The organism is Flagellimonas lutimaris, from assembly GCF_003581615.1.
GTDB classification, from domain to species: Bacteria; Bacteroidota; Bacteroidia; order Flavobacteriales; family Flavobacteriaceae; genus Flagellimonas; species Flagellimonas lutimaris.
The window spans coordinates 217,704-239,712 of the sequence record NZ_QXFH01000077.1 but is presented as its reverse complement, the minus strand read 5'-3'; the positions used below and the strand labels follow the sequence as shown (position 1 = coordinate 239,712).

Below are 22,009 nucleotides of genomic sequence, written 5' to 3'. Positions count from 1 at the left end.
AAGAAGGGTTCTATTTAACTACTCACAAAAGAAAGGGTTGATTTTTTCTTTTTAATTCATCATTATTCAATAAAAACCATCTCCTCATCTTTTTTGTATCACTTTTCTGTAAATTGTTACAATATCATTGATAATTTTTTAAAAAAATGACAAAAAGCATGAATACTTTGGGAATGATTGGAGGTACTTCTTGGCACTCCACTATTGAATACTACAAACTCATCAATCAATTGGCCTCAAAAAAAATCGGTGATTGGGCAAACCCTCCCTTGATCATACATAGTATCAACATTGAATTGATGAGGGAACAGAACAAAGAGAAAATCAACGCGAAGTATTTGGACACTTCCTTAAAACTTCAAGCAGCTGGTGCCAAAGCCGTCGTTATTTGTGCCAATACCCCACATATGGTATATGATTTTGTACAACCTAAAATTGATATTCCCATTCTGCACATTGCAGATGCCACAGGAAAAGAAGCGCAAAAACTGGGATTAAAAAAACTAGGCCTTTTGGGTAACAAGCCAACAATGACTGGAAGCTTTATTCCTAAATTCTTGAAGAACAATTATGATATCGAAACTATAATCCCCGAAGAAGAGTTTGTTCCCCAAGCGCATGAATATGTGTCCAAAGAACTTACACAGGGAACATTCTCTGATGCAGCCAAACATTTTTTTATACAACAAATTGAATTGCTTAAGGCAAGAGGTGCAGATGGAATAATTTTAGGTTGTACAGAATTACCTTTGCTGATACAACAAGAAGATGTTGACATTCCAACCTTAGCTACAACCAATTTACATGCGCAAATGGCGGTTGACTTTATCTTTAATAAATAGTATATTGAATTAGAGCCTGTGCAAGCGTTAAACCTCCGTTAAAGTCCCGTAGTGTAACATTCGTTACTGGAAAGATCTTTATTATAAGTTAATTTTATCATGAATTAAAAATCAATAAATATAACTTATAATACTATGGAAAATTCTTATTCAGAAAACGAAAAAGTAAATCAAATGCCCCGAATTGGAGATATGGCTCCAGATTTTGAAGCAGTAACCACAAAGGGGAAAATAAAATTATCGGAATTTGCGAAGGATAAATGGACCGTAATGTTCTCCCATCCTGCGGATTTTACTCCTGTTTGTACGACAGAAATGAGCGGGTTCGCACAAAGAAAGGGCGAATTTGATGCCTTAAATACCGAACTTCTTGGTTTAAGTATTGACAGTATCCACGCCCACTTGGGTTGGGTTCAAAATGTAAGGGAAAACACGGGTGTATACTTCGATTTCCCAATTATTGCAGATTTGGACATGAAGGTATCCAAATTGTACGGAATGCTTCAACCCAACGAAAGTGAAACTGCAGCAGTACGGGCTGTTTTCTTTATCGATCCAGCTAAAAAAATCAGATTGATCATGTACTATCCTTTAAACGTAGGTAGGAATATGGATGAAATCTTAAGAGCCTTGGAAGCACTACAAACCTCGGATGAGTATAAAGTTGCCATGCCTTTGGATTGGAAAAAAGGAGACAAAGTCATCGTTTCCCCTCCAAAGACTCTAGATCAACTTAATGAAAGACTTGCAGACGATACACTTGAAAAAGTGGATTGGTATTTGGCCAAGAAAGAAATTTAAAACATTGTTGAATACAGGGCGCCTTATTCCAAGGTGCCCTTTAAACCCTATTTTATGGAAATAAAACAGTTTGAATATAAACCTTTAGCCCACTATTCCTATGCTATTGTGGACAATGGTGAAATGGCCGTTATAGATCCAGAAAGGAATCCTATGCAGTACTATGCCTTTGCACAAGAACATGAGGCAAAAATAATAGCGGTTATTGAAACCCATCCACATGCTGATTTTGTGAGTTCCCATTTGCAAATAAATAAAGAAACAGGAGCACCTATTTATCACAGTAAAGATTTGGGTGCCGACTATGAATATGAGCCTTTTGATGAAGGTCAAAGTATTATGGTCGGGGATATCAAGGTTTCTGCCTTAAATACTCCGGGACACTCTCCTGACAGCATTACCATTGTTGCCGAAAAAGAAGGGAAAACCGCACTATTTACAGGTGATACCCTTTTTATTGGTGATGTAGGACGACCTGATCTGCGTGAAAAAGCTGGTAATATGACTGCAAAACGTCAAGAACTGGCAGAAATGATGTACGATACCATTCAAAATAAATTCAAGGATTTACCCGATGGAGCCTTGGTATACCCTGCACATGGGGCCGGGTCCTTATGTGGAAAAAACCTGAGTTCTGACAACAGCAGCACCCTAGGTAATGAAAGAATGGGCAACTGGGCCTTTAAACCACAATCGAAAAAAGAATTTGTAAATACCCTTTTGGACAGTCAACCATTTATCCCATCCTATTTTGGGTTTGATGTTGATACCAATAGACATGGTGCAGAAAACCTAAGAACATCCATAGCGAAAGTGCCTCTACAATTAAATACCAGTATCAGTGGATTAATTGTGGATGTAAGAGATGAAATCGAATTTAAAAAAGGACATCTGCCAGGAAGCATCAATATTATGGCCGTTTCAGAAAATTTTAAATTTGAAACCTGGCTGGGAGCCATAGTTAATCCAGAAGAACCCTTTAGCCTGGTTATCGATAAACCGGATGATATGGAAAAAATATTGGAAAGGGTTGCTAAAATTGGATACGAAAAACAAGTGAAATTAGTTTTGACGCTGGATGAAACTGGGCTTGTACAAAGTGATAAACTTGATTTGACACATTTTAAAAACAACCCAGATGAGTATACTATTGTGGATATACGCAACCAAAGTGAAACGGATCAGGGAAAGTATTTTGAAAGTGCCCTGGCCATTCCTCTTAATGATTTAAGGGCTTCCTCAACACAAATACCCAATAACAAGCCTATTATCGTGCATTGTGCTGGAGGTTACCGCAGTTCAGCAGGAAGTAGCATCATTGAAAGTTTTAGTGACAATGTGCAAGTCTACGACCTCGGTGAAAACATAAACGATTTTATTTAGACTATACGCCCTTCTATTAAGAAGGGCTTTTTTATTTTATAATCGTTTCGGTGCTGTTGTTTAAAATGAATCTATAACCAAGACTCCCTTGTTTTTAAATTGGTCAATTTTGGGCAATTCCAGAGCAGCTTCCTCCAAGGATATGGTACGCTCTACCAATTTTTCCGGTTTAAGTCTACCCTCCTTAATCATCTCCAGCATCGCAGGATATCTAAAAGCTTGCATCCCATGACTTCCCAAAACCTCCAATTCGTTTGCCAAAACTTGATCCATGGGAACTTGTGGATGCTTATGGTCTCCAGTCATTAGGCCAACCTGAATATGTTTTCCCCGTTTTCTAAGATTGGCTATTGAATTGAAACAGGTGATTTGACTACCCAGACCATCTATGGAAACATGGGCACCCCCATTGGTCAATGCTTTAACCTCATCGACCAAATTTTCATGTTTTAAACCGTTTATGGTTACAGCTGCCCCTAATGACTTTGCCAGACTCAAGGTAGCATCATCAATATCCACAGCAATTACCGTTGCACCTAACGCATTGGCGATCATTATGGCAGAAAGGCCCACGCCACCGCAACCATGAACTGCAACAAACTGTCCTCCCTGTACCTTTCCTTGATCAACAACGGCCCTAAAAGATGTAATAAACCTACAACCCAAAATAGCAGCGGTTACATCGCTGATTTCCTCTGGAATCTTAACTAAATTAATGTCGGCATGATCCAAGGCAACATATTCCGCAAATGAGCCCCAATGGGTAAAACCAGGTTGAGTTTGGTAGTCGCAAACTTGATGGTTTCCAGAATTACATTCTGGGCAAGTCCCACATCCGCATACAAAAGGAACCGTAACCCTATCCCCTACTTTAAAATTCTTCACATCTTTGCCGACTTCCGTTACAATGCCGGCCAGCTCATGGCCGGGCACATGGGGAAGTTCTATACCGGAGTCGTGCCCCATCCAACCGTGCCAATCACTCCGACAAAGTCCCGTAGCCGATACCTTTACCACAACACCATGACTTTTGGGAGAAGGATCTTCAATATTTTGTATTGAAATCGGTCCCTGGAATTTTTCATAAACAATAGCTCGCATCTGTAGTAAATTTGTGGTTGGTAGTTTAAGCCTATAAACTTAAGTGAAAAAAGCTTTGATTCCGATAGTGATATGTCTCATTCCCAACATACCATAAGTAGTTTATATTTGTAACACTAGCTAGTAAATTACAATGCTTATATCCATTCTTATCGCACTCTACATTCTTATTGCCTTGATTATGGTGATAAGCTTGTTGCTAAATGGAGTTAGACCAAGCAAAACCTTGGCATGGCTGTTGGCCATTTTTACCATACCCGTGGGTGGTTTTCTTCTGTATATTTTATTTGGACGAAACAGAAGAAAAAGCAAAATGTTCTCCTTAAAAAATCAGTTTGGCCCTATTAATAAACTTGAGCATGTAACTTGTCATCCAGAAATTTCTGGGAACAAACAAAAAATAACATCGCTGATCAACAAGACTTCAAAATGTCAAGTTACTTGCCATAATGATCTTGATTTATTGAAAGATGGAAAAAACACTTTTGAAAGTATTTTTCATGCACTGGAAGAGGCCAAAGAGCATATCCACCTGCAATACTACATTTTTGAGGATGGACTTTTGGCAGATAAACTTTTAGAAGTTTTTGAACGCAAAATAGCCGAGAATGTGACTATCCGACTTCTTTACGATGGTATTGGCAGCTATTCCCTAAGCAAAAAATACCTCAAAAAGCTTAAAAAAATTGGGGTGGAAACGGCACAATTTTTACCCTTCAAGTTTGGTAGGTTCCTATCCGCATTGAACTATAGGAACCACAGAAAAATTATCGTAATCGATAATAAAATTGGATTCACGGGCGGAATAAATATTTCGGACAAATACCTGAAGGGTGATCCAGCTTTGGGGAAATGGCACGATACCCATTTAAAAATTGAAGGTGAAGCAGTTGATTTTTTAAACAGGACCTTTATGACCGATTGGTACCTTGCCAGTGGGAATAAAGTGGATTTCTCTTCATTCAAAGTTTATAGGGTGCCAAAAATTGGGACCTCACTTCAAATAGTTCCCAGCGGACCAGATGACGATTTTGATGTAATGGAGCAGGTTTATTTTTCAATCATCAACAGTGCAGAAAAATACCTCTATATCGTTAACCCATACATTATTCCCAACCACGCCATATTACAAGCCCTTATGACGGCTGCATTGAGTGGTGTGGATGTTAGAATTTTAATGTCTTCAACTACAGATATTAAACTTGTGGACTGGTGTGTTAGGGCCTATTTTGAGTCCTACCTTAAGGCCGGCATTAAAATATACCTATACGCAGAAGGCTTTTTGCACAGTAAAGTAATGCTTTGTGATGATGAAATTGCCAGTATTGGCACAGCAAATCTTGATAACAGAAGTCTTCAACAAAACTATGAGGCCCAAGTTTTTGTTTATGATGCCACCCTTTGCAAGCACATGAAATCTGATTTCTTGAAAGATTGTGAAAAATCAATCCTCCTCAGTGATTATGAGAAATATAAGGAAAGGCCCTGGGGTAAAAAACTAATTGAAGGCTTTGCGAAATTGTTGAGTCCCCTCTTATAACATAATGGTCTCGAAACCCAGTTCGTTTTTACATGTTTTGCCCTCTTCCCAACAATCAAGATTATAAATAGTGGTCTCCGCAATCCTTACCAGAGCTTCTTTTGTTGCAAAAGCTTGGTGCGGAGTTAACAATACATTCGGTAACGAAATCAATTCCTTGAGATGCTCATCTCGGATTCCTTTCTTACTGTTGTCCTTAAAGAAAACACCTCTTTCGTGCTCATAAACATCGGTGGCATACCCCCCAATATCTCCTTGTTTTAGCGCTTGAATGATATCGTCCGTTTTAACAATACCGCCTCTTGCCGTATTGATCAAAATAGCATCCTTCTTCATTGCTTTGAAAAATGGCTCTTGAAAGATATGGTGGGTTTCGTAATTAAGGGGTGTGTTTATACTGATAACATCCGACCTCCTGCATAGTTCTTCCAAAGGAAGGTATTCCAAATCGTAATGGTTTTCCAAATATTGGTTCCGCTTCACATCATTGGCCACTACCTTGCATCCAAAAGCATGAAATAGTTTCACCAAAATAGAGCCAATCCTTCCTGTTCCAAATATACCTACAGTCTTACCATTTAGATCAAAGCCTACTAAATCGTCCAACAAAAAGTTGTACTGGTGGACTTGTTCATTGGATTGAATCAACTTTCGGTTAAGTGCCAACAAAAGTCCTACGGCATGCTCCGCTATGGCGTGCGGAGAATATTCAGGAGCATGGGCCACTTTCAACCCTATTCGTTTAGCTGATTTAACACTTACATTGTTATAACCTGTAGATCGTAGGGTAATATACTTTACACCCATCTCCTGAAGAATCTCCAATACAACCAAGGATGCTTCATCATTAGAAAAAATGGAAATGGCATCGTACCCTGCCGCCATAACTGCCGTAGTGGGGTTTAAGGCGTCAGGCACAAATTTAATTTTGTGTTTGTTGCCGTTTGATTTTTCCAAGTTTTTTATCTCAAAATCCTTGGCGCTATACACCAGTACTTTCATGTTTTTTGCTTCTAGTAAAGTTTAATTAAGTAATCTTTTTTGTTTTTTGCGCTTGATCACGTTGGATACAATGTCGAAGATTTTAGTTTTGGAATCTCTATATGTCTCAAAGTAATCCTGCACCTCCATAGCAAGGTCATTATGGGTATCCAAATATGCTTCCTCCATTTTTTCTTGGTTCACATCATCTACCATAATCTGAAGCTGGTTCTCGTGTAACTGTACTTTTTTAAATAGATCTACCAACTCTTTTTCAGATTTGTTCAAGGATTCCACAACAGGCTGAACGGTCTGGAACATATCAGAATCAATAATGTCCAAAGTATAGTCCTTCACCATACTGTTGAGAAACTTTTGCTCATCCTTGGCGAATCTTAATTCGGAGAACCATTTTTTGGATTCTTCGTGCAGCTCATCTGCACTGAACCACTCTCTAAATTTTCTTTTGTTTGATTTTGTTTCCATCACTGTAATATATTAAGCGGCAGATGGCATACATCTGCCGCAAATTTTAATTATACTACCTCGATAACTTTTTTGTGATCTTCCTTAGCTTCTTCCATTTTTAGGACCTTTAGCTTAAGAATACCATTTTCGTAAACTGCCTTAACATCTTTTGATCGATCAACAGAAGTAGGCAATTGCAAGGTTCGTGTAAATGCATTGTAGTTGAATTCCCTTCGTGTGAAGTTTTCATCCTCTTCGGTCTCTTCTTTACTTTTTTGGGCAGAAACCTCCAATACATCATCTTTCATAGTGATCTCGAAATCTTTTTTTTCAAATCCAGGTGCGGCAAACTCAATTTCAAAATCATCTTTATGTTCTTTAACATTCATTGATGGATGGGTTTTTTCCAAATTGAAAAAGTCATCATCAACAAATGCATCTCGATTGAAAAAATCAATCAGACTCTCGTTCCATGGAAATCGTTTTCCATCTAATTTTACAAGTGACATAACTATATAATTTACTGATTAATGAATAATATGTAACAATCCGACAAAGACCATGTTTTACGCTGCAAAGCACAGCCTAGTCAGTACAACGGCTTCTTCTTTTTAAGCACCGAACCTGCATAATCATAAACCTCTTTTTTCAGGTTGATGTAGTTCTTGATATAATCCGTTATTTCATCCTTAAGGTTCTGGTGCTTTTCGTAGTAATGATTGTCGCATTCATGTTCCACACATTCGAAAATGCCACCAAGTCCATTCTCGTGTTTTCTTATGGATTCTGCTAAGGATTTTCTATTCTTTTTAGAAGTATCGAAGTGCTGTTTGAACGTATCCAACCGTTCAAATAAGTTGGGCGTACTTGGCTCAAAAACATAGGAGTCCAATAACCCCTGTATAAAGGCCATTTCATCCTCAATGAACAGCAAATAGGATTTCCAGTTTTGCAGTTCATCGTGCATTACCTCAATTTTCCTCTCCCTTACCATCATCACGGTATTTTTTTAAATTGCTAATGAATGTAAGGTTTGGTCGGTTACTATGAAATGATCTAAATCATTTTGATGATTTAAATTAGGTGGCCTCCGGATACCGATCATCCATTCCAAAAGATTGTTTTACTAATGCCTTGAACTGGTTTTCGGTCATACTATCGGCTGTTTTGGTTGCTTTTACCTTGGCCGCCAATCCCGGGTGTCTTTCTTTAAGCGCATCGACAAATTTTTCCGGAGCTTCTGCTGGTCCAAAAATGGCAATTTCGTCCGCATCGGAAATCTGTCCTGCAATCTTTTCAAAATAATCCTTCAATTGGTGTTTTTCCCGTTCCAGATATTTGCTATCCTGTACCACATCTTGTGGACCCCATTTGGTTTTGGATCTTGATCCTCCCTTGGGGTTGAAAAAATCCAGCTCTGAAGGAATGTTAAAAAGACTTTCCTTGCCATTGTTTAATATTACGCCGTTGGCTTCTTGTTTATCCAGCCATATTCCTACTTGCTTCATTGTTCCTTCTTTTTTAGTTATCATTTAGTTCTAAAATGGGTACTTTCGGTTCGTACCCAATTTTTTTCACCAAAGGGTTTGATAGTATACTTCCAAAAAACAAATGCTTTTTGTTCAAGAAAGCTACCATATCACACCCGTGATTATCGATGAATTTATTGATTCCACTGCTGATTTTATCAGCAGGCAAAAAATGCATTTCGTAGTCTGTACCCTGCAAAATTTCTTGTAACAACTCTTTGTTGGCGTTTTCTTTTCTGCTCAGCTTTCCATCTTTGTCCTTGTCAATGTGAACTACATTGATTCTTGCATCGTACAATTTTGATATTTCTATCAAGTCCCCTATTTCCTTTTTCTTAAAAGGAGCTTTATAATCTGTTGGGAAAACAATCTCCCTTGGTGTTTTAAACATATAATTGTTGGGCACGGCAATAACTGGGCATTCTTTGATTTGCTCCATGACATTGACGGTATTGGTGCCGAATATCCGCGCTTTAGATTCTGTGATTCCCTTGGTCCCCATAACAATGATGTCGATATCCTTTTTATCGATTACATTTCTTATAGCCCCTGTTAAGCTATTGAAGGTTGTTATGGTATGGAATTCGTGTTTATCATTTTGGGGATGCAGTTTTACCATTTGCATCAATTTTTCCATGCCTTCCTCCGATTCCTGTTTCGCAGCTTCATAATAAGGCTCACCAGATTCTGGCACCCGCATGCTGTCCAAAGTATATCCTGAAATGTGAAAGGCATTTAGAATGTAAAAATCGCACCTCACATTTTTGTATAGCTCCAATGCATATCTAATGGCGTTCAATGCATTTTTTGAATAATCCGTGGGTAACAAAACTCTCTTGTCCATGACGGTTTTTGTTTTAACGAAAGTTATATTTCCTCCAAATGATATACTATGATTTTGGTCAATTTGGAGTATTGGGCAAAATCAAAAAGGGTACGTTCAATTTAGTATTGAGCTCTTTGATAATTCCCTTACCAATAAACTCCAAGAAAAAATGATGCGGATAATAAACCATACAGAGCATATCAATATTCCAGAGATCTACAAATTCCAAAATGGTGTTGACCTTACCATCAAAAACAGGTAGCTCAACCTCTTTGGAGCTGTTTTTAGCAATTGCCTCAAGAAAGTTAGCTTTGTTTTTTTCTTCTGGGTCGGCATCTTTATTTTCCTCAATGCTCATAGGTACAATTAAACTGTCCGCTACATTACAGAAAAACTGTAACGTTTTAATATTATCATGTGATATCGGATTTGCATAATTCGACGTAAATGCAATTTTATCCACTTTCTTAAAGTCGATTTCCAAAGGAACGATAAGCACGGGGCAACTGGTTATTTCCCGAACTAATTGCATGGCATTGTTACCTAACAATATATGCTTTATCTCTTCTTTTGCCTTATTTCCAATTACGGTTAGGTCCATCTGGTGCTTCTGTGCATATTTGGCAACACCTACTGTCATATCCGAGCACAAAGGAACTTTTTTAAAGGCATGCTTCGTATTCTCTCCAACATCTCTTACTAAACGGTGCACCAAGGCCTCCAGCTCTTGCATCGACTCTATTTTTGCCTTTTCCCTATCGGGATTATTTTCACCCGTACATACGTTGACAATATGAAATGTGCATTCCTTGTTTTGAAACAACCGTGCTGCATAGTACAACGCGTTGTACGAATTGTTTGAAAAATCGGTGGGTACTAAAATCTTTGACATCGCTTTTATTTATTGATTATACGGAAGTACTAAAAATGGAACTTTGGTATGGAGACCTATATTTTTAATTACGGGCTCCACAAAAAGACGCTCAATAAATGAATGCTTGTTTTTAACCATGGCCAACATTTCTACTGGGGTTTCCTTTTGAAATCCATTAATGGCCTCTATCAACTCTTGATCCGGTAAATCGTAAAATTTATGATTTTGCTCCAACAACAACCCTTCCAGATACGTTTTGTGATTGGCTTGATCTAAATCCAGTCCACTTGGAGTAGTTACATGCATGATATGTAGTTTGGAATGCCACAATTTGGAAAACTTGAGCAAAAAGTCAAGATTGGCTTTTTTGTAATCCACCTCATAATCAGTTGGGAACAAAATATTGCTAGGTGGTTCGTATTCAAAATCTGATGGAACGGCCAGAACTGGAATCCCTGCTTTTTGAATGACATGTACCGTGTTGGAGCCAAAAAGTATTTCCCTTGCACCCGTTGCCCCCTGTGTCCCCATTACGATAAAGTCTATGTTTTCTTTTTGGGAAATAGACTCGATTTCGTCTCCCAGCGAATTGAAGGCCGCATGTGTCACATAGGTGTGCTTTGATACATTGAACAGAGTCTTTATTCTTTTTCTTGTTTTTTCAAGAGCTTCTTCCGCCTTATATCTTTCATCATCTGGCAATCCCAATTGTCCAGGACTTCCCAGTGTATAATCTACCCGATAAATAGCTGGAGTATACGCATGCACCAGATAAAATATGCACGTGGAATCCTCTAATAATTTAACTGCATATGAAATGGCATGAAATGCATTTTCGGAAAAATCGGTGGGCAATACTACTTTCATCATGGCTTATTTATTTAAAAACCTACTAATAACAAAGCTATTCACAGTACATGTTTTATACTATGATTTACATCACATACCGAAGAAATTTCATGGTGATATAAAGTGTGGAGAGAAATCAAAAACTATGAGAAACCTAAGCTATTCGTGGATTACGTAGAATGGGATTTTTGTATGAAAACTTATTTGTTCTACAATGGAATCGAATAATATTTGCTGTATAAAATTTAGGTTTTTTGCCACCATAACAATCATATCAACATCTCTGCTCTCCACAAAACACTGTATGGCAGACTTTACTTTTTTATTTGTAATGGTATGAAAACTGTACGTTTCAGGAAATGTATCCTCCATAAAGTCCAAAAGGTGTTCCCTGTTCGTTTCCTGTTCTTCATTAAGATGATCTCCATCTTTCAGGGCATTCATAACCCTAAATTTCGCTTTGCCCAAAGTCACCATTTCTTCCATTGGGCGCAAAATCCGTAGGGAATAGAAAATATTGAAATCTGTAGGAAAGGCTATTTCTTTTGGTCTTGAGAGATCCACATTAACGGGGACAACAAGGGTATTGCACTGCACTTTGGTAATAACATCCCCGGCATTGCTTCCCAGTACTTTTTCCTTGACACCTGAAGCACCCTTGGTTCCCATCACAATAAGGTCAATGTTTTGCTCCTCTATATGTTTTTTTATGGTAGGGATAAAAAAGCCGTACTCGTGCAAAGCAAAGAAAAAGTGATTCGCTTCTGTGCTATGCTTCCGGGTTTCCTTAACTAAATCTGTAAGCTTCTTTTTTGTATTTTCACTAGATTCATTTTCTGTTTCCTGAAAAGTTTCAGCATCATTTTTTGTATCTAACAATGTGCCCACATACAGCAAATAAAAATTGCATTCCATAGTGCTGAACAGCACCTGAGCATACCTCAATGCCTGAATGGAATTTTCGGAAAAATCTGTTGGGACCAGAATATTCTTCATTTGTCATAAATTGATAGTGCAAGTTTATCATTCATTAAAAAAAAAGGAATGATATATATCACTTGCCATATTTATGACGCATTTTTTCTTAATGGACCTGTTCCAAGGCTTCACTATCTAGCACCAAAATATTTCTGTTTTCGATGGTAATAAGTCCTTCGTGTTTAAAATCAGAAAGAGTTCTTATTAGACTTTCTGTTGCTATGCCCGCCACTCCGGCCAAGTCACTTCGTGCTATTTTCAAGGGAGCTTGTTTATCCCTATTCATAGCTTTGCAATACATCAAAAGTGTCTGGGCTGTCTTTTTTCTGACCGAACTATAGGCCATTTGGAGTAATTGTTTTTTAATATTTTCCAAATCCCCTGCCATGATATCCATTAGTTCCAAAGAAACACTTTTATTGTCCTCTAAAATCCCTTTTACCTTTTCCTTGGATATTCCGGCCAACTCCACGTCTTCCATTGCAACGGCATATTCCTTGTATGGTAGATGATCTGTTAACGAAGTAAAGCCCAAAAAGTCATCTTCAGCGTAAATGGATGTGATCAATTCCTTTCCTTCCTCATCTAAACCACAACTTTTTATCACTCCTTTTAAAATAAGATACACCATATTTGAATGATCTCCCTTGGAATAGATGGTTTCGTCTTTCTTAAAAGAAAACAACTGACCATGGTCATCAAAAAAGTTTTTTAGCTCATTCAAATTCCTTATTTCGTGCTCCTGATGTACTTTTTTGGGGTGTTCCGCCAGCAAAGCCTCCATATGTTCTGCCTTTTTCAAACGACATTGGATGGCTGACAAAAGTTCTTCCTCTTCAAAAGGCTTTGTCAAATAATCATCTGCTCCAAGATTCATTCCCTTTCTAACATCTTGTTTTTCCGTTTTGGCGGAAACAAAAATAAATGGGATGTAACGCGTGGTTTCGCAAATTGAGAGTTCTTCCAATACTTCGTAACCATCCATTTCTGGCATCATTATGTCGCAAAGTACCAAGTCTGGATGTTCTTTTTTGGCCATTTCTACTGCCATTTTTCCATTCGATGCCGAACATACCTTAAAACTGGATAATTCCAACAGTTCGGCTACATTCTCCCGCAGGGAGGTGTCATCCTCCACCAGTAAAATTTTCTTCATTTTTTTCCTTGTTGTTTATTGGTATGTACAGTGTGAATATGGAACCCTTTCCCAATTCACTTTTAAAAGTTACATTGGCGTTGAGGTTATGCATATGTTGTCTAACAATGTTTAATCCAATACCTGTTCCTTGGACAGTAAGTACATTGGATGCCCTAAAATATCTATCAAAAATAAAGGGCTGATCCTCGGGTGGTATTCCAAACCCATGATCGATAATATCAATTCTAAGCTGGTCTTTTTCAAGAGATACGTTTAATTCTATATCGGTATCTTCGGGGGAATATTTTATGGCATTGTGCATAAGGTTGGAAAGTGCCAATCCCATTATTTTTTCATCAAATTCAACCATTATCCCATCAATGTTATCAGGGTATCGTATGCGCTGTCCTTCTTTTAATAGGGTGTTGGAATCGTAGACCACCTCGTTGATTAATTTGCTCAACGGAAAGGAAGACATGGAATAGTTTACCTTCCCAAGCTCTAGGCGCTCTATGGATAAAAAATCAGTAAGAATGTTATCCAAATACTTTACTTTGGACTTGATAGTGGAAATGTGCTTGTTCCTTTTATCTTGCTGATCGGTTTCCGTATATTTTGTTAGCAGAGAAGTAGAGGTCAAGATACTGGTCAGAGGTGTTTTAAACTCATGGGACACCAATGACAAAAATTTGGTTTTTAACTCATTGAGCTTTTTTTCCGCTTTAAGTGCCTGTTGCAATTGTTGGGTGCGCTCTTCTACGGTATTTTCCAATTGTTGGGTGTAGTTTTTACGCTCGGTGATGTCCAAAACTATGGCCACGCATACCTTTCGTTTCCCAATGAACGATAATTGTAAGTGAACCTCAACAGGGTACCTTGTGCCATTTTTTCGTTCATGTACTGTTTCAAAAATTACTTTTTCCTTTCTTGCTGATAGTAATGGAGCGATTAATCGCTTCATTATTTCTGTGGTCAATTCTGGTTTTATGTTGATAACCGACATTTGGCTCAACTCTTGCATGTTATAACCCAAATTATGTTGCGCACCATGGTTCACATTGATAAAGATGAACGATTCTGCATCGAACGCATAAATCTCGTTGAGCGATTCATCAAAAATCTGAAACCAGTAATCTATGGTCTGTTCGGCTTTCTTCCTCTCGGTAATATCCTTTATTAGGGCAAGTACATATTTTTTTCGAAGTAGTTTAAATGGATTGAGACTTATTTCCAAAGGAAACTCTTCACCGCCTTTTCGTATTCCCACTAAATCTACTTCTGGCCCCATCTGCCTCGCCTTGCCGTGGCTCATAAAGGTTGAAAACAGATTATCATGCTTATTCCTGAAACGCTCCGGGAGCAAAACCTCCAATGGTTCACCGTTAAGTTCACCATCAGCATAATCAAACATTTTATTGGCCGCACTATTACTGGCGGTAATTTTCTGTTGCTCATTGACAATAAGAATGCCTTCGGAGATTGCCTCCGATAAAATGCCAAGTACGTTACTTTTTTCGAATCGTTCCAAAACGGTAAATAAATTTACTGATTTAGATCATGGGGGGAAATTATTTACATGAGTATATTTATTCCTAGAGCGTTAAAATTTAAGAAAATGTTGGAATCCAAAAAAAACCTTGGCAAGAAATTTTATCAAAATTTAGGCAAATTATTCTACGCCATAGCGATGGCGGACCACAGTGTCCATATGAAAGAGATGGAAAAGCTGAATGAAGTGGTACGGGATTATTGGTTGGAAGTGGATGATATTGAAGATGAATATGGAACCGATGCCGCTTTCCAAATAATTTCTGTTTTTGACTGGCTATTGGAGTATGAAAAAGACAACGAAGAGATTTATGAGGAATTTGAAGCTTTTTACATGGACCACAAAATATTGTTCACTCCTGAAATCAAAAATTTGACCATGTCTACATCCAGAGCGATTGCGTCTTCATTTTCTGGCAGCAATAAATCGGAGTTGATTTTATTGGGGCGCTTACAGTTGCTTTTTGAAAAATGATCACAACTTGATAGTCATTACCGGTATTTTAGCGTGGTTGGATACATTTTCGGCCAAACTTCCCACAACAAAGTGTGCCAAGCCCTTTCTGCCATGGGTTGGAATCACCAATAAATCGGCATCGTGTTCAAAACAATAGTTTAGCATTCCGCGTTCCACACTGTGGTGGTTATAAAAGGTTACATTAATCTCTTTGCCCAACTCTTTTTTAAAGGATTCCATTCTTTTCTCAACGTCGTCAAATCCCATAAAGTTTGCGCCGGACGTATTTATATATACTACTTCCAATGAGGCTGAGAATAATTTTGCAAACGCTTCGGCCTTCATGTAAACGGGGATACTTTCCTTGTCCAAGTCACAGGCTAATACTATTTTTTTAATAGAAAAATCATCGTGTGACTTTTTAATCACTATAACGGGCAGGTCTGAAGTACGAACCACCTTCTCCGTGTTTGAGCCAACAAAAAGTTCGCTTAAGCCACTGGTTCCATGGGAACCCATTACCACCAGATCACAATTTTGTTCTTGCCCCACATTGTTCACCTCGGTAAAGTCCTTATAATTTTGAATAATGGCCTCTACAGAAATGTCTTTGAGGTATTCCTTTTCTGTAAATTCCTTGATTTTTTCTTTAGCCAGTTTTAAATAATATTTCGCTTCGGCTTCCTCAGCGATTTCTGAATTGGCCAAAACAGAATCGGAAATACCAATCATATGAAGCAGAATAATACCAGCCTCATGTTGCTTGGCTATTTTAGCGGCAACTTCCAAGGCATATTCAGAATGTTTCGAAAAATCGACGGGTACCAATATTTTTTTCATGACATCCAATGTTAAAACAAAATGGCTTTCCTTCTGAAATAGAAAGGAAGTTCCCAAAACTCCTATTCCTTGAACCATTTTCATTTGTTACGTTTTCCCTAAAAGTAACCTTTGGGTGTTTTTATTCCTATGACCTTGGTCATATCTGCAGGTTAGTAATACGCATTTAAAAACTGAATTTGTTTACTTCAATGTGTCCAATTTCCTTTTTAGGGAAGCCACTTCTTGTTGTAAACTTTCCACCTGACCTAAAAGATGATATATGGCCTGTAATCCTTCAAGATTAATGTCCAATTCATTATGTAAACGCACCATTTTTTCCAGTAGCGGAAGGTCTTCAATATGAAGCATCCCATCATCTTTTTCCTGCTCCACCTGCAAAATCTCATACTCGTACATGGAGTAAACAAAAGATTCACCAACCCCATGACGTTCACAAAACGTTTTTATGGATATGTAGTTTTCTTTTTTCATGTCTTTTTATTCTAGATTGGTCTTAGCTAAAGATTCAAATAGCGACTTTTGTTCTTTGGTAAGGGTCTTTGGTATTTTAACTATATAAGTTAGGTAAAGGTCTCCAAACTGGCCTTCTTTCTTATATTTTGGAAGTCCTTTTCCTTTTAACTTCACCTTGGTACCATTATCGGTTCCAGGCGCTACTTTCAATTTAACCTTCCCCGTTAGGGTCTCCACTTGTATTTCTCCCCCTAGCACCGCTTTTACCAAAGGAACCTGAACAGTTTTATACAAATTTGCACCATCACGTTTAAAGGCGGTATTGTTCACAATGGAAAAAGTAATATACAAATCGCCTGCAGGGCCGCCTTCAATTCCTGGCCCACCGTGCCCTTTTATTTTAATGGTCTGTCCATCCTCGATACCCGCTGGTATGGTCAATCTTATATTCTTTCCATTAACGGTGAGGGTCTGCTTTTGGGTAGCGTACACATCAATTAAGGACAACTGAAGTTGGGCATTATAGTCCTGTCCCCTATAACGGACTTTTTGCCCTCGCGAGCCAAATCCGGATGCGCCCCCGAACATGGACTCAAAAAAATCGGAAAAATCTTGGGCAGAACCTCCAGAGTGGCTATAAGTGTAGCCAGAATAGTCACCTTGCCTCCCTTGTTGCGCCCTTGAACGTTTGGCCTTCTCAAACTCTTCGGCATGCTGCCAATCTTTTCCGTATTCGTCGTACTTTTTCCGTTTCTCTGGATCCGACAGTACCTCATTGGCCTCATTTACCTGTTTAAAGTTTTTTTCGGCTTCCTTGTCGTTGGGGTTCAGATCGGGATGATATTTTCTCGCAAGCTTACGATAGGCCTTTTTAATTTGATCGGTAGAAGCTTTTTTATCTACCCCCAATACTTTGTAATAATCAATAAAATCCATAGGTCGATACAGAATTCTGAATTCATAAAACCTTATATCACTCCAATTTCATCAGAATGAATGACTCTCTCAAATTTCGATAAAAAACTTCTTTTTTTCCAATGACCTTTATCAGTGTCCGGTTCAACTATTCCTATCAAGGTCTTTCATTTTTATATCTTACCAACAACATTTACCTTTAAGAAGAATCAATTCATAACAATATGATTATCCATCAGTTTGACCAGACCAATTCCGTACTGAATACTTTTATTTCGGAAATTAGGGATGTAGAGATCCAAAAAGACGCTATGCGTTTTCGACGTAATATTGAACGCATTGGTGAGGTACTTGCCTACGAATTAAGTAAATCCCTGGATTATGAGGAAACTGAAGTCAAGACACCATTTGGAACCAAGAAATCTTTTTTGTGTTCAGACAATTTGGTGCTTTGTTCTGTACTTAGGGCTGGTCTACCCCTTCATCATGGTATTTTAAGTTATTTTGATGGAGCCGAAAATGCATTTATTTCTGCATACCGACACCACCCTAACAATGATGATGCTTTCGAAGTAATCGTAAAATATTTTGCGGCTCCATCCCTCGATGACAAAATATTGGTTTTAACGGATCCTATGTTGGCCACTGGAAAAACACTCGAAAACGTGCTTGATGCACTCAAAAGCCATGGAACACCAAAACAAATTCACATTATATCCGTAATCGGTTCTAAATCTGGGATAGCAAAGGTTGAAAAAGTGTTTCCCAAGGATACACAGCTCTGGATTGCTGCCGTTGATGAACACCTTACCAGTAAGGGCTATATAATACCTGGGTTGGGTGATGCAGGAGACTTAAGTTATGGAGTCAAATTGTAATGTCCGATTCCTACAGTAAAATTTCAACAACTTCGTGCATCATGGGAATGTGACAATTCCATCCAAGTTTTTCATGAATTTTATCCTTATAAGTTTCCATGGCATCTTTCTCTCCATGAACCAAAAACACTTTTTCAGGAATGTTTTTGATAGCGCCCATCCATGTCAACAATTCACCTTGGTCTGCGTGGGCCGATAAACTCTCCAAATGATTCACCTTTGCCTTAATAGGCACATATTTTCCATAAATCTTTAACTCGGTAGCTCCTTCGAGCAGCTTTCTACCACGGGTTTCCTCTGCTTGGAACCCTACAATCAAAATCGAGGTGGTCTCCATATCCCCCAATTGTTTAATATAGGTAAGCACACGTCCACCTGTAACCATACCACTTCCAGCAATCACAATTTTAGGTCTCGGGTCATCAATGGTTTCCCAAGTTTCGGCATAAGAACTCACCAAAGTAATGTGGTTGCACATGTTATGGTACTCCTCAATAGTTAGCTTGTGCCAATTTGGAAAATTTTTAAAAACTTCCAATACATTGTTTCCCATGGGACTATCCACAAAAATGGGGATGTTAGGAATTCTGTTTTTCTTGTAGAGTTTCCATAGTTGGTACATTAGGGATTGCAAACGTTCCACAGCAAAGGAAGGAATGATCAAAGTGCCTTTCTTGTAAAGGGTTTCTTTTATCAGATTCGTTAAAATCTGCCCTACATCCTCATCTGGATGTTGCCTGTCTCCATAAGTACTTTCCACAAATAAGTAATCGGCCCACTTAGGTTGTTTGGGAGGGTCGAGCAATTCATCTACCTGTCTGCCCACATCTCCGGAAAAAACCAATCGTTTGCCAAATAAATCAATCTCGATATAAGTTGAACCGATAATATGTCCATTGTAAAGAAAAGTAGCATCACAACGATCAGAAAGTGAAACCTTCTTCCCCTCCTCTACATGTTCAAAAAAATTCAATGTAAACGCCGCATCTTCTTTCGTGTACAACGGCAAGGCTGGATGATGCTTGCTATACTCTTCCTTATTGGCCTTATCAGCTTCTTCCTCCTGAATTTTAGCACTATCTTCAAGAATGATTCTGGCAATTTCCAGAGTAGGTGGTGTTCCTAAAATTTTTCCACGAAAACCCTGTCGAACCAAAAGAGGCAAATACCCACAATGGTCCAAATGTCCATGGGTAAGTAATACATAATCAATTTCTGAAACATCTATGGGTAGACGTTCCCAGTTTTGTTCGCGCAACTCCTTTACACCTTGGAACAAACCACAGTCCACCAAAATCTTGATTTCTGCGGTATGCAAATAAAACTTTGAGCCAGTGACTGTGCCAGACCCTCCCAAAAAATGAACTTGAAGTTTTTCCATGATTTTTTATGAGTTGCAAAGTGATTTCATTTCCTTGAGAATTCGTTGTTTCCTTCCATTGGAAACCCCTAAATGGTCAAGCAAAAAACTATTTTTTTCCAATTGTCTACAAAGAACGATTTCCCTTTCCAATAAAAAATGCTTCTCTCTGCTCGACAATAGTGTAGATACCGTGATGGGATAGAGTCTTAACCTATCTATCCGCTCCTTAAGGCCATCACCGTGCGGATAATCCCAACTCAAAAGATATAACCCTGCACATTTCCCATATTCAAGGGCATCATTGGTGAATCTTGTATTGGTCACCACCCAACCTTCAGTGGCTTTAAAGTTCCTTTCTTTTTGTGAGTTCAATGGACCTTTGACATCATTATACCTTGAGTTGATGTACAAAGGAACCTTTACATTACATTTGAGACCATCATCACTATGGAATTTACATTCAATAACATTTAAGATCTCATTTTTGATGGCAATCACATCGATTTCGTGTGAAACACAATTACCCTGGAGCATTTCTCCTATTTTGGTTTCATAACCCGAATAGTGTAAAATACCTCTAATAAGTCGTTCAAAGGGAAATCCGGTCGGTCCCAGTTCGTAAATAGCCTTTTTTAGTTTGTACTTTGAAGCGTAAATCGACTTTTTCTTTTTTAGCAAAGCAAAGGCCCGGTTATGTATCTCTCGGGTAGAAATGCCAGGATAAAGTTCGTCTTGGACACGTTTTACAATCTCTTGCACCATATCTTCGCTGGCACCACTATGTTGAAGGGACCTCTTTAGCTTATCTAAAGAAAACTTGACCTGTTCACCAGATGATTTGGTAATATGGAATTCCTTAATTGCCATATTACTAAAATACGGAACCTTTTAGGACATTGGTATTCCTTTATGTTTATTTTATTGCTGCATTTATACCCAAAAGCCCATGTTTTTGAAATATATCTTTGATATTCAAATATTTTACTTGGGCTATAGTTGTTGAAATCAATAACGAAAAATATTTTCAATAAAAACATCAACTCCAATTTAAAAGAATAGAGGCTAAACTTGCCTAAATCTTTATATTCGTTATTTACAACGGTTCAATCATTTCAAAAAATGCAAACAGCAAAGGCCATAATATATCTTTCGCTATTTACCCTGATTTTTAGCTGTAAGTCCAAAGTGGATAATTCAGAAGAATCCACGGAGGCAAATACCGAAACTGAAATCGCCATACAGATACAATCCAATAAAATCCCAAAAGAAGCGCCCGAAGGAATGGTCTGGATACCTGGTGGTGAATTTATCCAAGGTGCTGTAGCTAACGATAACATGGCCATGTCCCACGAAAAACCAGCTCATAAGGTATATGTTGATGGATTCTACATGGATATTCATGAAGTGACCAATGCAGAATTTGCAAAATTTGTGGATGAAACCGGTTACATTACTGTGGCCGAGCGTGAAATTGATTGGGAAGAAATTAAAAAACAATTACCAAAAGGTACCCCAAAACCACACGACTCCATCCTCCAACCGGGCTCACTTGTGTTCAAAAAGACAAAGTCCAGCCTTCCCAACTTGTATGATTACTCCCAATGGTGGGAATGGAAAATAGGAGCCAGTTGGAAACATCCCAATGGCCCTAATAGCGGTATCGAAGGGAAAAAAGACTACCCAGTGGTGCATATTGCCTTAGAAGATGCACAAGCTTATTGTAAATGGGCCGGACGCAGGTTGCCTACGGAAGCAGAATGGGAGTTTGCAGCGCGAGCGGGAAAAACGGGCGACAAGTTCTTTTGGGGAGATGATATTGCCCAGCTAAGTTCCCATGTCAATTCCTGGGAAGGTGAATTTCCAGTAAACAATACCATGGAAGATGGGTATGAGCGGAGGGCACCCGTAATGACCTACCCAAAAAATAACTTTGGTCTTTATGACATGGCCGGAAACGTTTGGGAATGGACCGGTGATTGGTACAATACCAATTATTACAACGAACTAGCCTCAATCGATGAAGTGACAAAAAATCCAAAAGGTGCAAAAAGCGCTTTTAATTCCAGTAATCCTTATGCTAAGGAAAAGGTTATAAAAGGAGGTTCTTTCCTTTGCAGTGCTTCTTACTGTGCCAGCTATAGGATTTCTGCACGAATGGCCACCAGCCCAGATTCGGGAATGGAACATTTGGGCTTTAGAACAGTGCTTTCCGAATAAATCAAAAAAAATTCATTTACCGCCA

The 22,009-nt window shown here is 38.4% G+C and carries 24 protein-coding genes; 7 read left to right on the top strand and 17 right to left on the bottom strand.

Going from position 1 to position 22,009, the window contains the following annotated elements; translation table 11 throughout:
- Positions 1-146 precede the first annotated feature (146 nt).
- From D2V08_RS15305 to D2V08_RS15295, 3 genes are all read left to right on the top strand, one after another.
- Positions 147-842, top strand: a complete 696-nt coding sequence (locus D2V08_RS15305; RefSeq protein ID WP_245980601.1) for an aspartate/glutamate racemase family protein — start codon at positions 147-149, stop codon at positions 840-842.
- 135 nt (positions 843-977) lie between these two features.
- Positions 978-1,643 carry a peroxiredoxin gene (locus D2V08_RS15300; protein WP_119609124.1) on the top strand — a complete coding sequence of 222 codons (666 nt, stop codon included), beginning with the start codon at positions 978-980 and terminating at the stop codon, positions 1,641-1,643.
- Positions 1,644-1,697: 54 nt separating this feature from the next.
- Positions 1,698-3,026 carry an MBL fold metallo-hydrolase gene (locus D2V08_RS15295; RefSeq protein ID WP_119609122.1) on the top strand — a complete coding sequence of 443 codons (1,329 nt, stop codon included), beginning with the start codon at positions 1,698-1,700 and terminating at the stop codon, positions 3,024-3,026.
- A 60-nt stretch (positions 3,027-3,086) separates the two neighbouring features.
- Here the strand turns inward: D2V08_RS15295 and D2V08_RS15290 are convergent, their stop codons facing one another.
- Positions 3,087-4,127 carry a zinc-dependent alcohol dehydrogenase family protein gene (locus D2V08_RS15290; RefSeq protein ID WP_119609120.1) on the bottom strand — a complete coding sequence of 347 codons (1,041 nt, stop codon included), beginning with the start codon at positions 4,125-4,127 and terminating at the stop codon, positions 3,087-3,089.
- Positions 4,128-4,260: 133 nt separating this feature from the next.
- Here D2V08_RS15290 and cls point away from each other — a divergent pair, with 133 nt between their 5' ends.
- Positions 4,261-5,667, top strand: coding sequence for a cardiolipin synthase (cls, locus tag D2V08_RS15285; protein ID WP_119609118.1), 1,407 nt, complete (start codon positions 4,261-4,263; stop codon positions 5,665-5,667).
- Here the strand turns inward: cls and D2V08_RS15280 are convergent.
- From D2V08_RS15280 to D2V08_RS15230, 11 genes are all read right to left on the bottom strand, one after another.
- Positions 5,662-6,669: a 2-hydroxyacid dehydrogenase gene (locus D2V08_RS15280; protein ID WP_119609116.1), complete on the bottom strand. Its 1,008-nt coding sequence runs from the start codon at positions 6,667-6,669 to the stop codon at positions 5,662-5,664. The two genes, cls and D2V08_RS15280, sit on opposite strands and share 6 nt — an antisense overlap.
- 21 nt (positions 6,670-6,690) lie before the next feature.
- Positions 6,691-7,134 (bottom strand): hypothetical protein, encoded by a 444-nt coding sequence (locus D2V08_RS15275; RefSeq protein WP_119609114.1) that lies wholly within the window; start codon positions 7,132-7,134, stop codon positions 6,691-6,693.
- Positions 7,135-7,184: 50 nt separating this feature from the next.
- Entirely contained in the window at positions 7,185-7,625 is a 441-nt protein-coding gene (locus D2V08_RS15270) for an Hsp20/alpha crystallin family protein (protein WP_119609112.1), read from the bottom strand.
- Positions 7,626-7,705: 80 nt separating this feature from the next.
- On the bottom strand, positions 7,706-8,113 hold the full coding sequence (locus tag D2V08_RS15265) for a hypothetical protein (protein ID WP_119609110.1): 408 nt from the start codon (positions 8,111-8,113) through the stop codon (positions 7,706-7,708).
- Positions 8,114-8,195: 82 nt separating this feature from the next.
- The gene (locus D2V08_RS15260) at positions 8,196-8,624 is read right to left on the bottom strand and encodes a hypothetical protein (RefSeq protein WP_119609671.1); all 429 of its coding nucleotides are present in this window, start codon (positions 8,622-8,624) and stop codon (positions 8,196-8,198) included.
- Between the two features lie 13 nt (positions 8,625-8,637).
- Entirely contained in the window at positions 8,638-9,489 is an 852-nt protein-coding gene (locus tag D2V08_RS15255; RefSeq protein WP_119609108.1) for a universal stress protein, read from the bottom strand.
- A gap of 58 nt (positions 9,490-9,547) precedes the next feature.
- Positions 9,548-10,363, bottom strand: a complete 816-nt coding sequence (locus tag D2V08_RS15250) for a universal stress protein (protein WP_119609106.1) — start codon at positions 10,361-10,363, stop codon at positions 9,548-9,550.
- Between the two features lie 9 nt (positions 10,364-10,372).
- On the bottom strand, positions 10,373-11,215 hold the full coding sequence (locus D2V08_RS15245; RefSeq protein WP_119609104.1) for a universal stress protein: 843 nt from the start codon (positions 11,213-11,215) through the stop codon (positions 10,373-10,375).
- 138 nt (positions 11,216-11,353) lie between these two features.
- Positions 11,354-12,190, bottom strand: a complete 837-nt coding sequence (locus D2V08_RS15240) for a universal stress protein (RefSeq protein WP_119609102.1) — start codon at positions 12,188-12,190, stop codon at positions 11,354-11,356.
- Positions 12,191-12,278: 88 nt separating this feature from the next.
- Positions 12,279-13,328 carry a response regulator gene (locus tag D2V08_RS15235; RefSeq protein WP_119609100.1) on the bottom strand — a complete coding sequence of 350 codons (1,050 nt, stop codon included), beginning with the start codon at positions 13,326-13,328 and terminating at the stop codon, positions 12,279-12,281.
- Positions 13,300-14,838, bottom strand: coding sequence for a sensor histidine kinase (locus tag D2V08_RS15230; protein ID WP_245980600.1), 1,539 nt, complete (start codon positions 14,836-14,838; stop codon positions 13,300-13,302). The genes D2V08_RS15235 and D2V08_RS15230 overlap by 29 nt, the downstream gene beginning before the upstream one ends.
- 87 nt (positions 14,839-14,925) lie before the next feature.
- Between D2V08_RS15230 and D2V08_RS15225 the strand changes: the two genes are divergently transcribed.
- A complete protein-coding gene (locus D2V08_RS15225) occupies positions 14,926-15,333 on the top strand; it encodes a hypothetical protein (protein ID WP_119609098.1) in 408 nt (135 codons plus the stop codon).
- On the opposite strand, the gene D2V08_RS15220 is transcribed toward D2V08_RS15225, so the two are convergent.
- The 3 genes from D2V08_RS15220 to D2V08_RS15210 all read right to left on the bottom strand — a co-directional run bounded on the left by D2V08_RS15220 (position 15,334) and on the right by D2V08_RS15210 (position 17,547).
- A complete protein-coding gene (locus tag D2V08_RS15220; RefSeq protein WP_245980599.1) occupies positions 15,334-16,239 on the bottom strand; it encodes a universal stress protein in 906 nt (301 codons plus the stop codon).
- Between the two features lie 99 nt (positions 16,240-16,338).
- Complete coding sequence (locus D2V08_RS15215; protein WP_119609096.1) at positions 16,339-16,629, bottom strand: chaperone modulator CbpM; 291 nt, start codon at positions 16,627-16,629, stop codon at positions 16,339-16,341.
- 6 nt (positions 16,630-16,635) lie between these two features.
- Positions 16,636-17,547 (bottom strand): DnaJ C-terminal domain-containing protein, encoded by a 912-nt coding sequence (locus tag D2V08_RS15210; RefSeq protein ID WP_119609094.1) that lies wholly within the window; start codon positions 17,545-17,547, stop codon positions 16,636-16,638.
- 203 nt (positions 17,548-17,750) lie between these two features.
- On the opposite strand from D2V08_RS15210, the gene upp reads away from it, so the two are divergent.
- On the top strand, positions 17,751-18,404 hold the full coding sequence (gene upp, locus D2V08_RS15205; protein ID WP_119609092.1) for a uracil phosphoribosyltransferase: 654 nt from the start codon (positions 17,751-17,753) through the stop codon (positions 18,402-18,404).
- A gap of 10 nt (positions 18,405-18,414) precedes the next feature.
- On the opposite strand, the gene D2V08_RS15200 is transcribed toward upp, so the two are convergent.
- A complete protein-coding gene (locus D2V08_RS15200) occupies positions 18,415-19,785 on the bottom strand; it encodes an MBL fold metallo-hydrolase RNA specificity domain-containing protein (RefSeq protein ID WP_119609090.1) in 1,371 nt (456 codons plus the stop codon).
- Positions 19,786-19,791: 6 nt separating this feature from the next.
- Positions 19,792-20,634: an ATP cone domain-containing protein gene (locus tag D2V08_RS15195; RefSeq protein ID WP_119609088.1), complete on the bottom strand. Its 843-nt coding sequence runs from the start codon at positions 20,632-20,634 to the stop codon at positions 19,792-19,794.
- A 252-nt stretch (positions 20,635-20,886) separates the two neighbouring features.
- Here D2V08_RS15195 and D2V08_RS15190 point away from each other — a divergent pair, with 252 nt between their 5' ends.
- The gene (locus tag D2V08_RS15190) at positions 20,887-21,984 is read left to right on the top strand and encodes a formylglycine-generating enzyme family protein (protein WP_119609086.1); all 1,098 of its coding nucleotides are present in this window, start codon (positions 20,887-20,889) and stop codon (positions 21,982-21,984) included.
- The last annotated feature ends 25 nt before the right edge of the window (positions 21,985-22,009 follow it).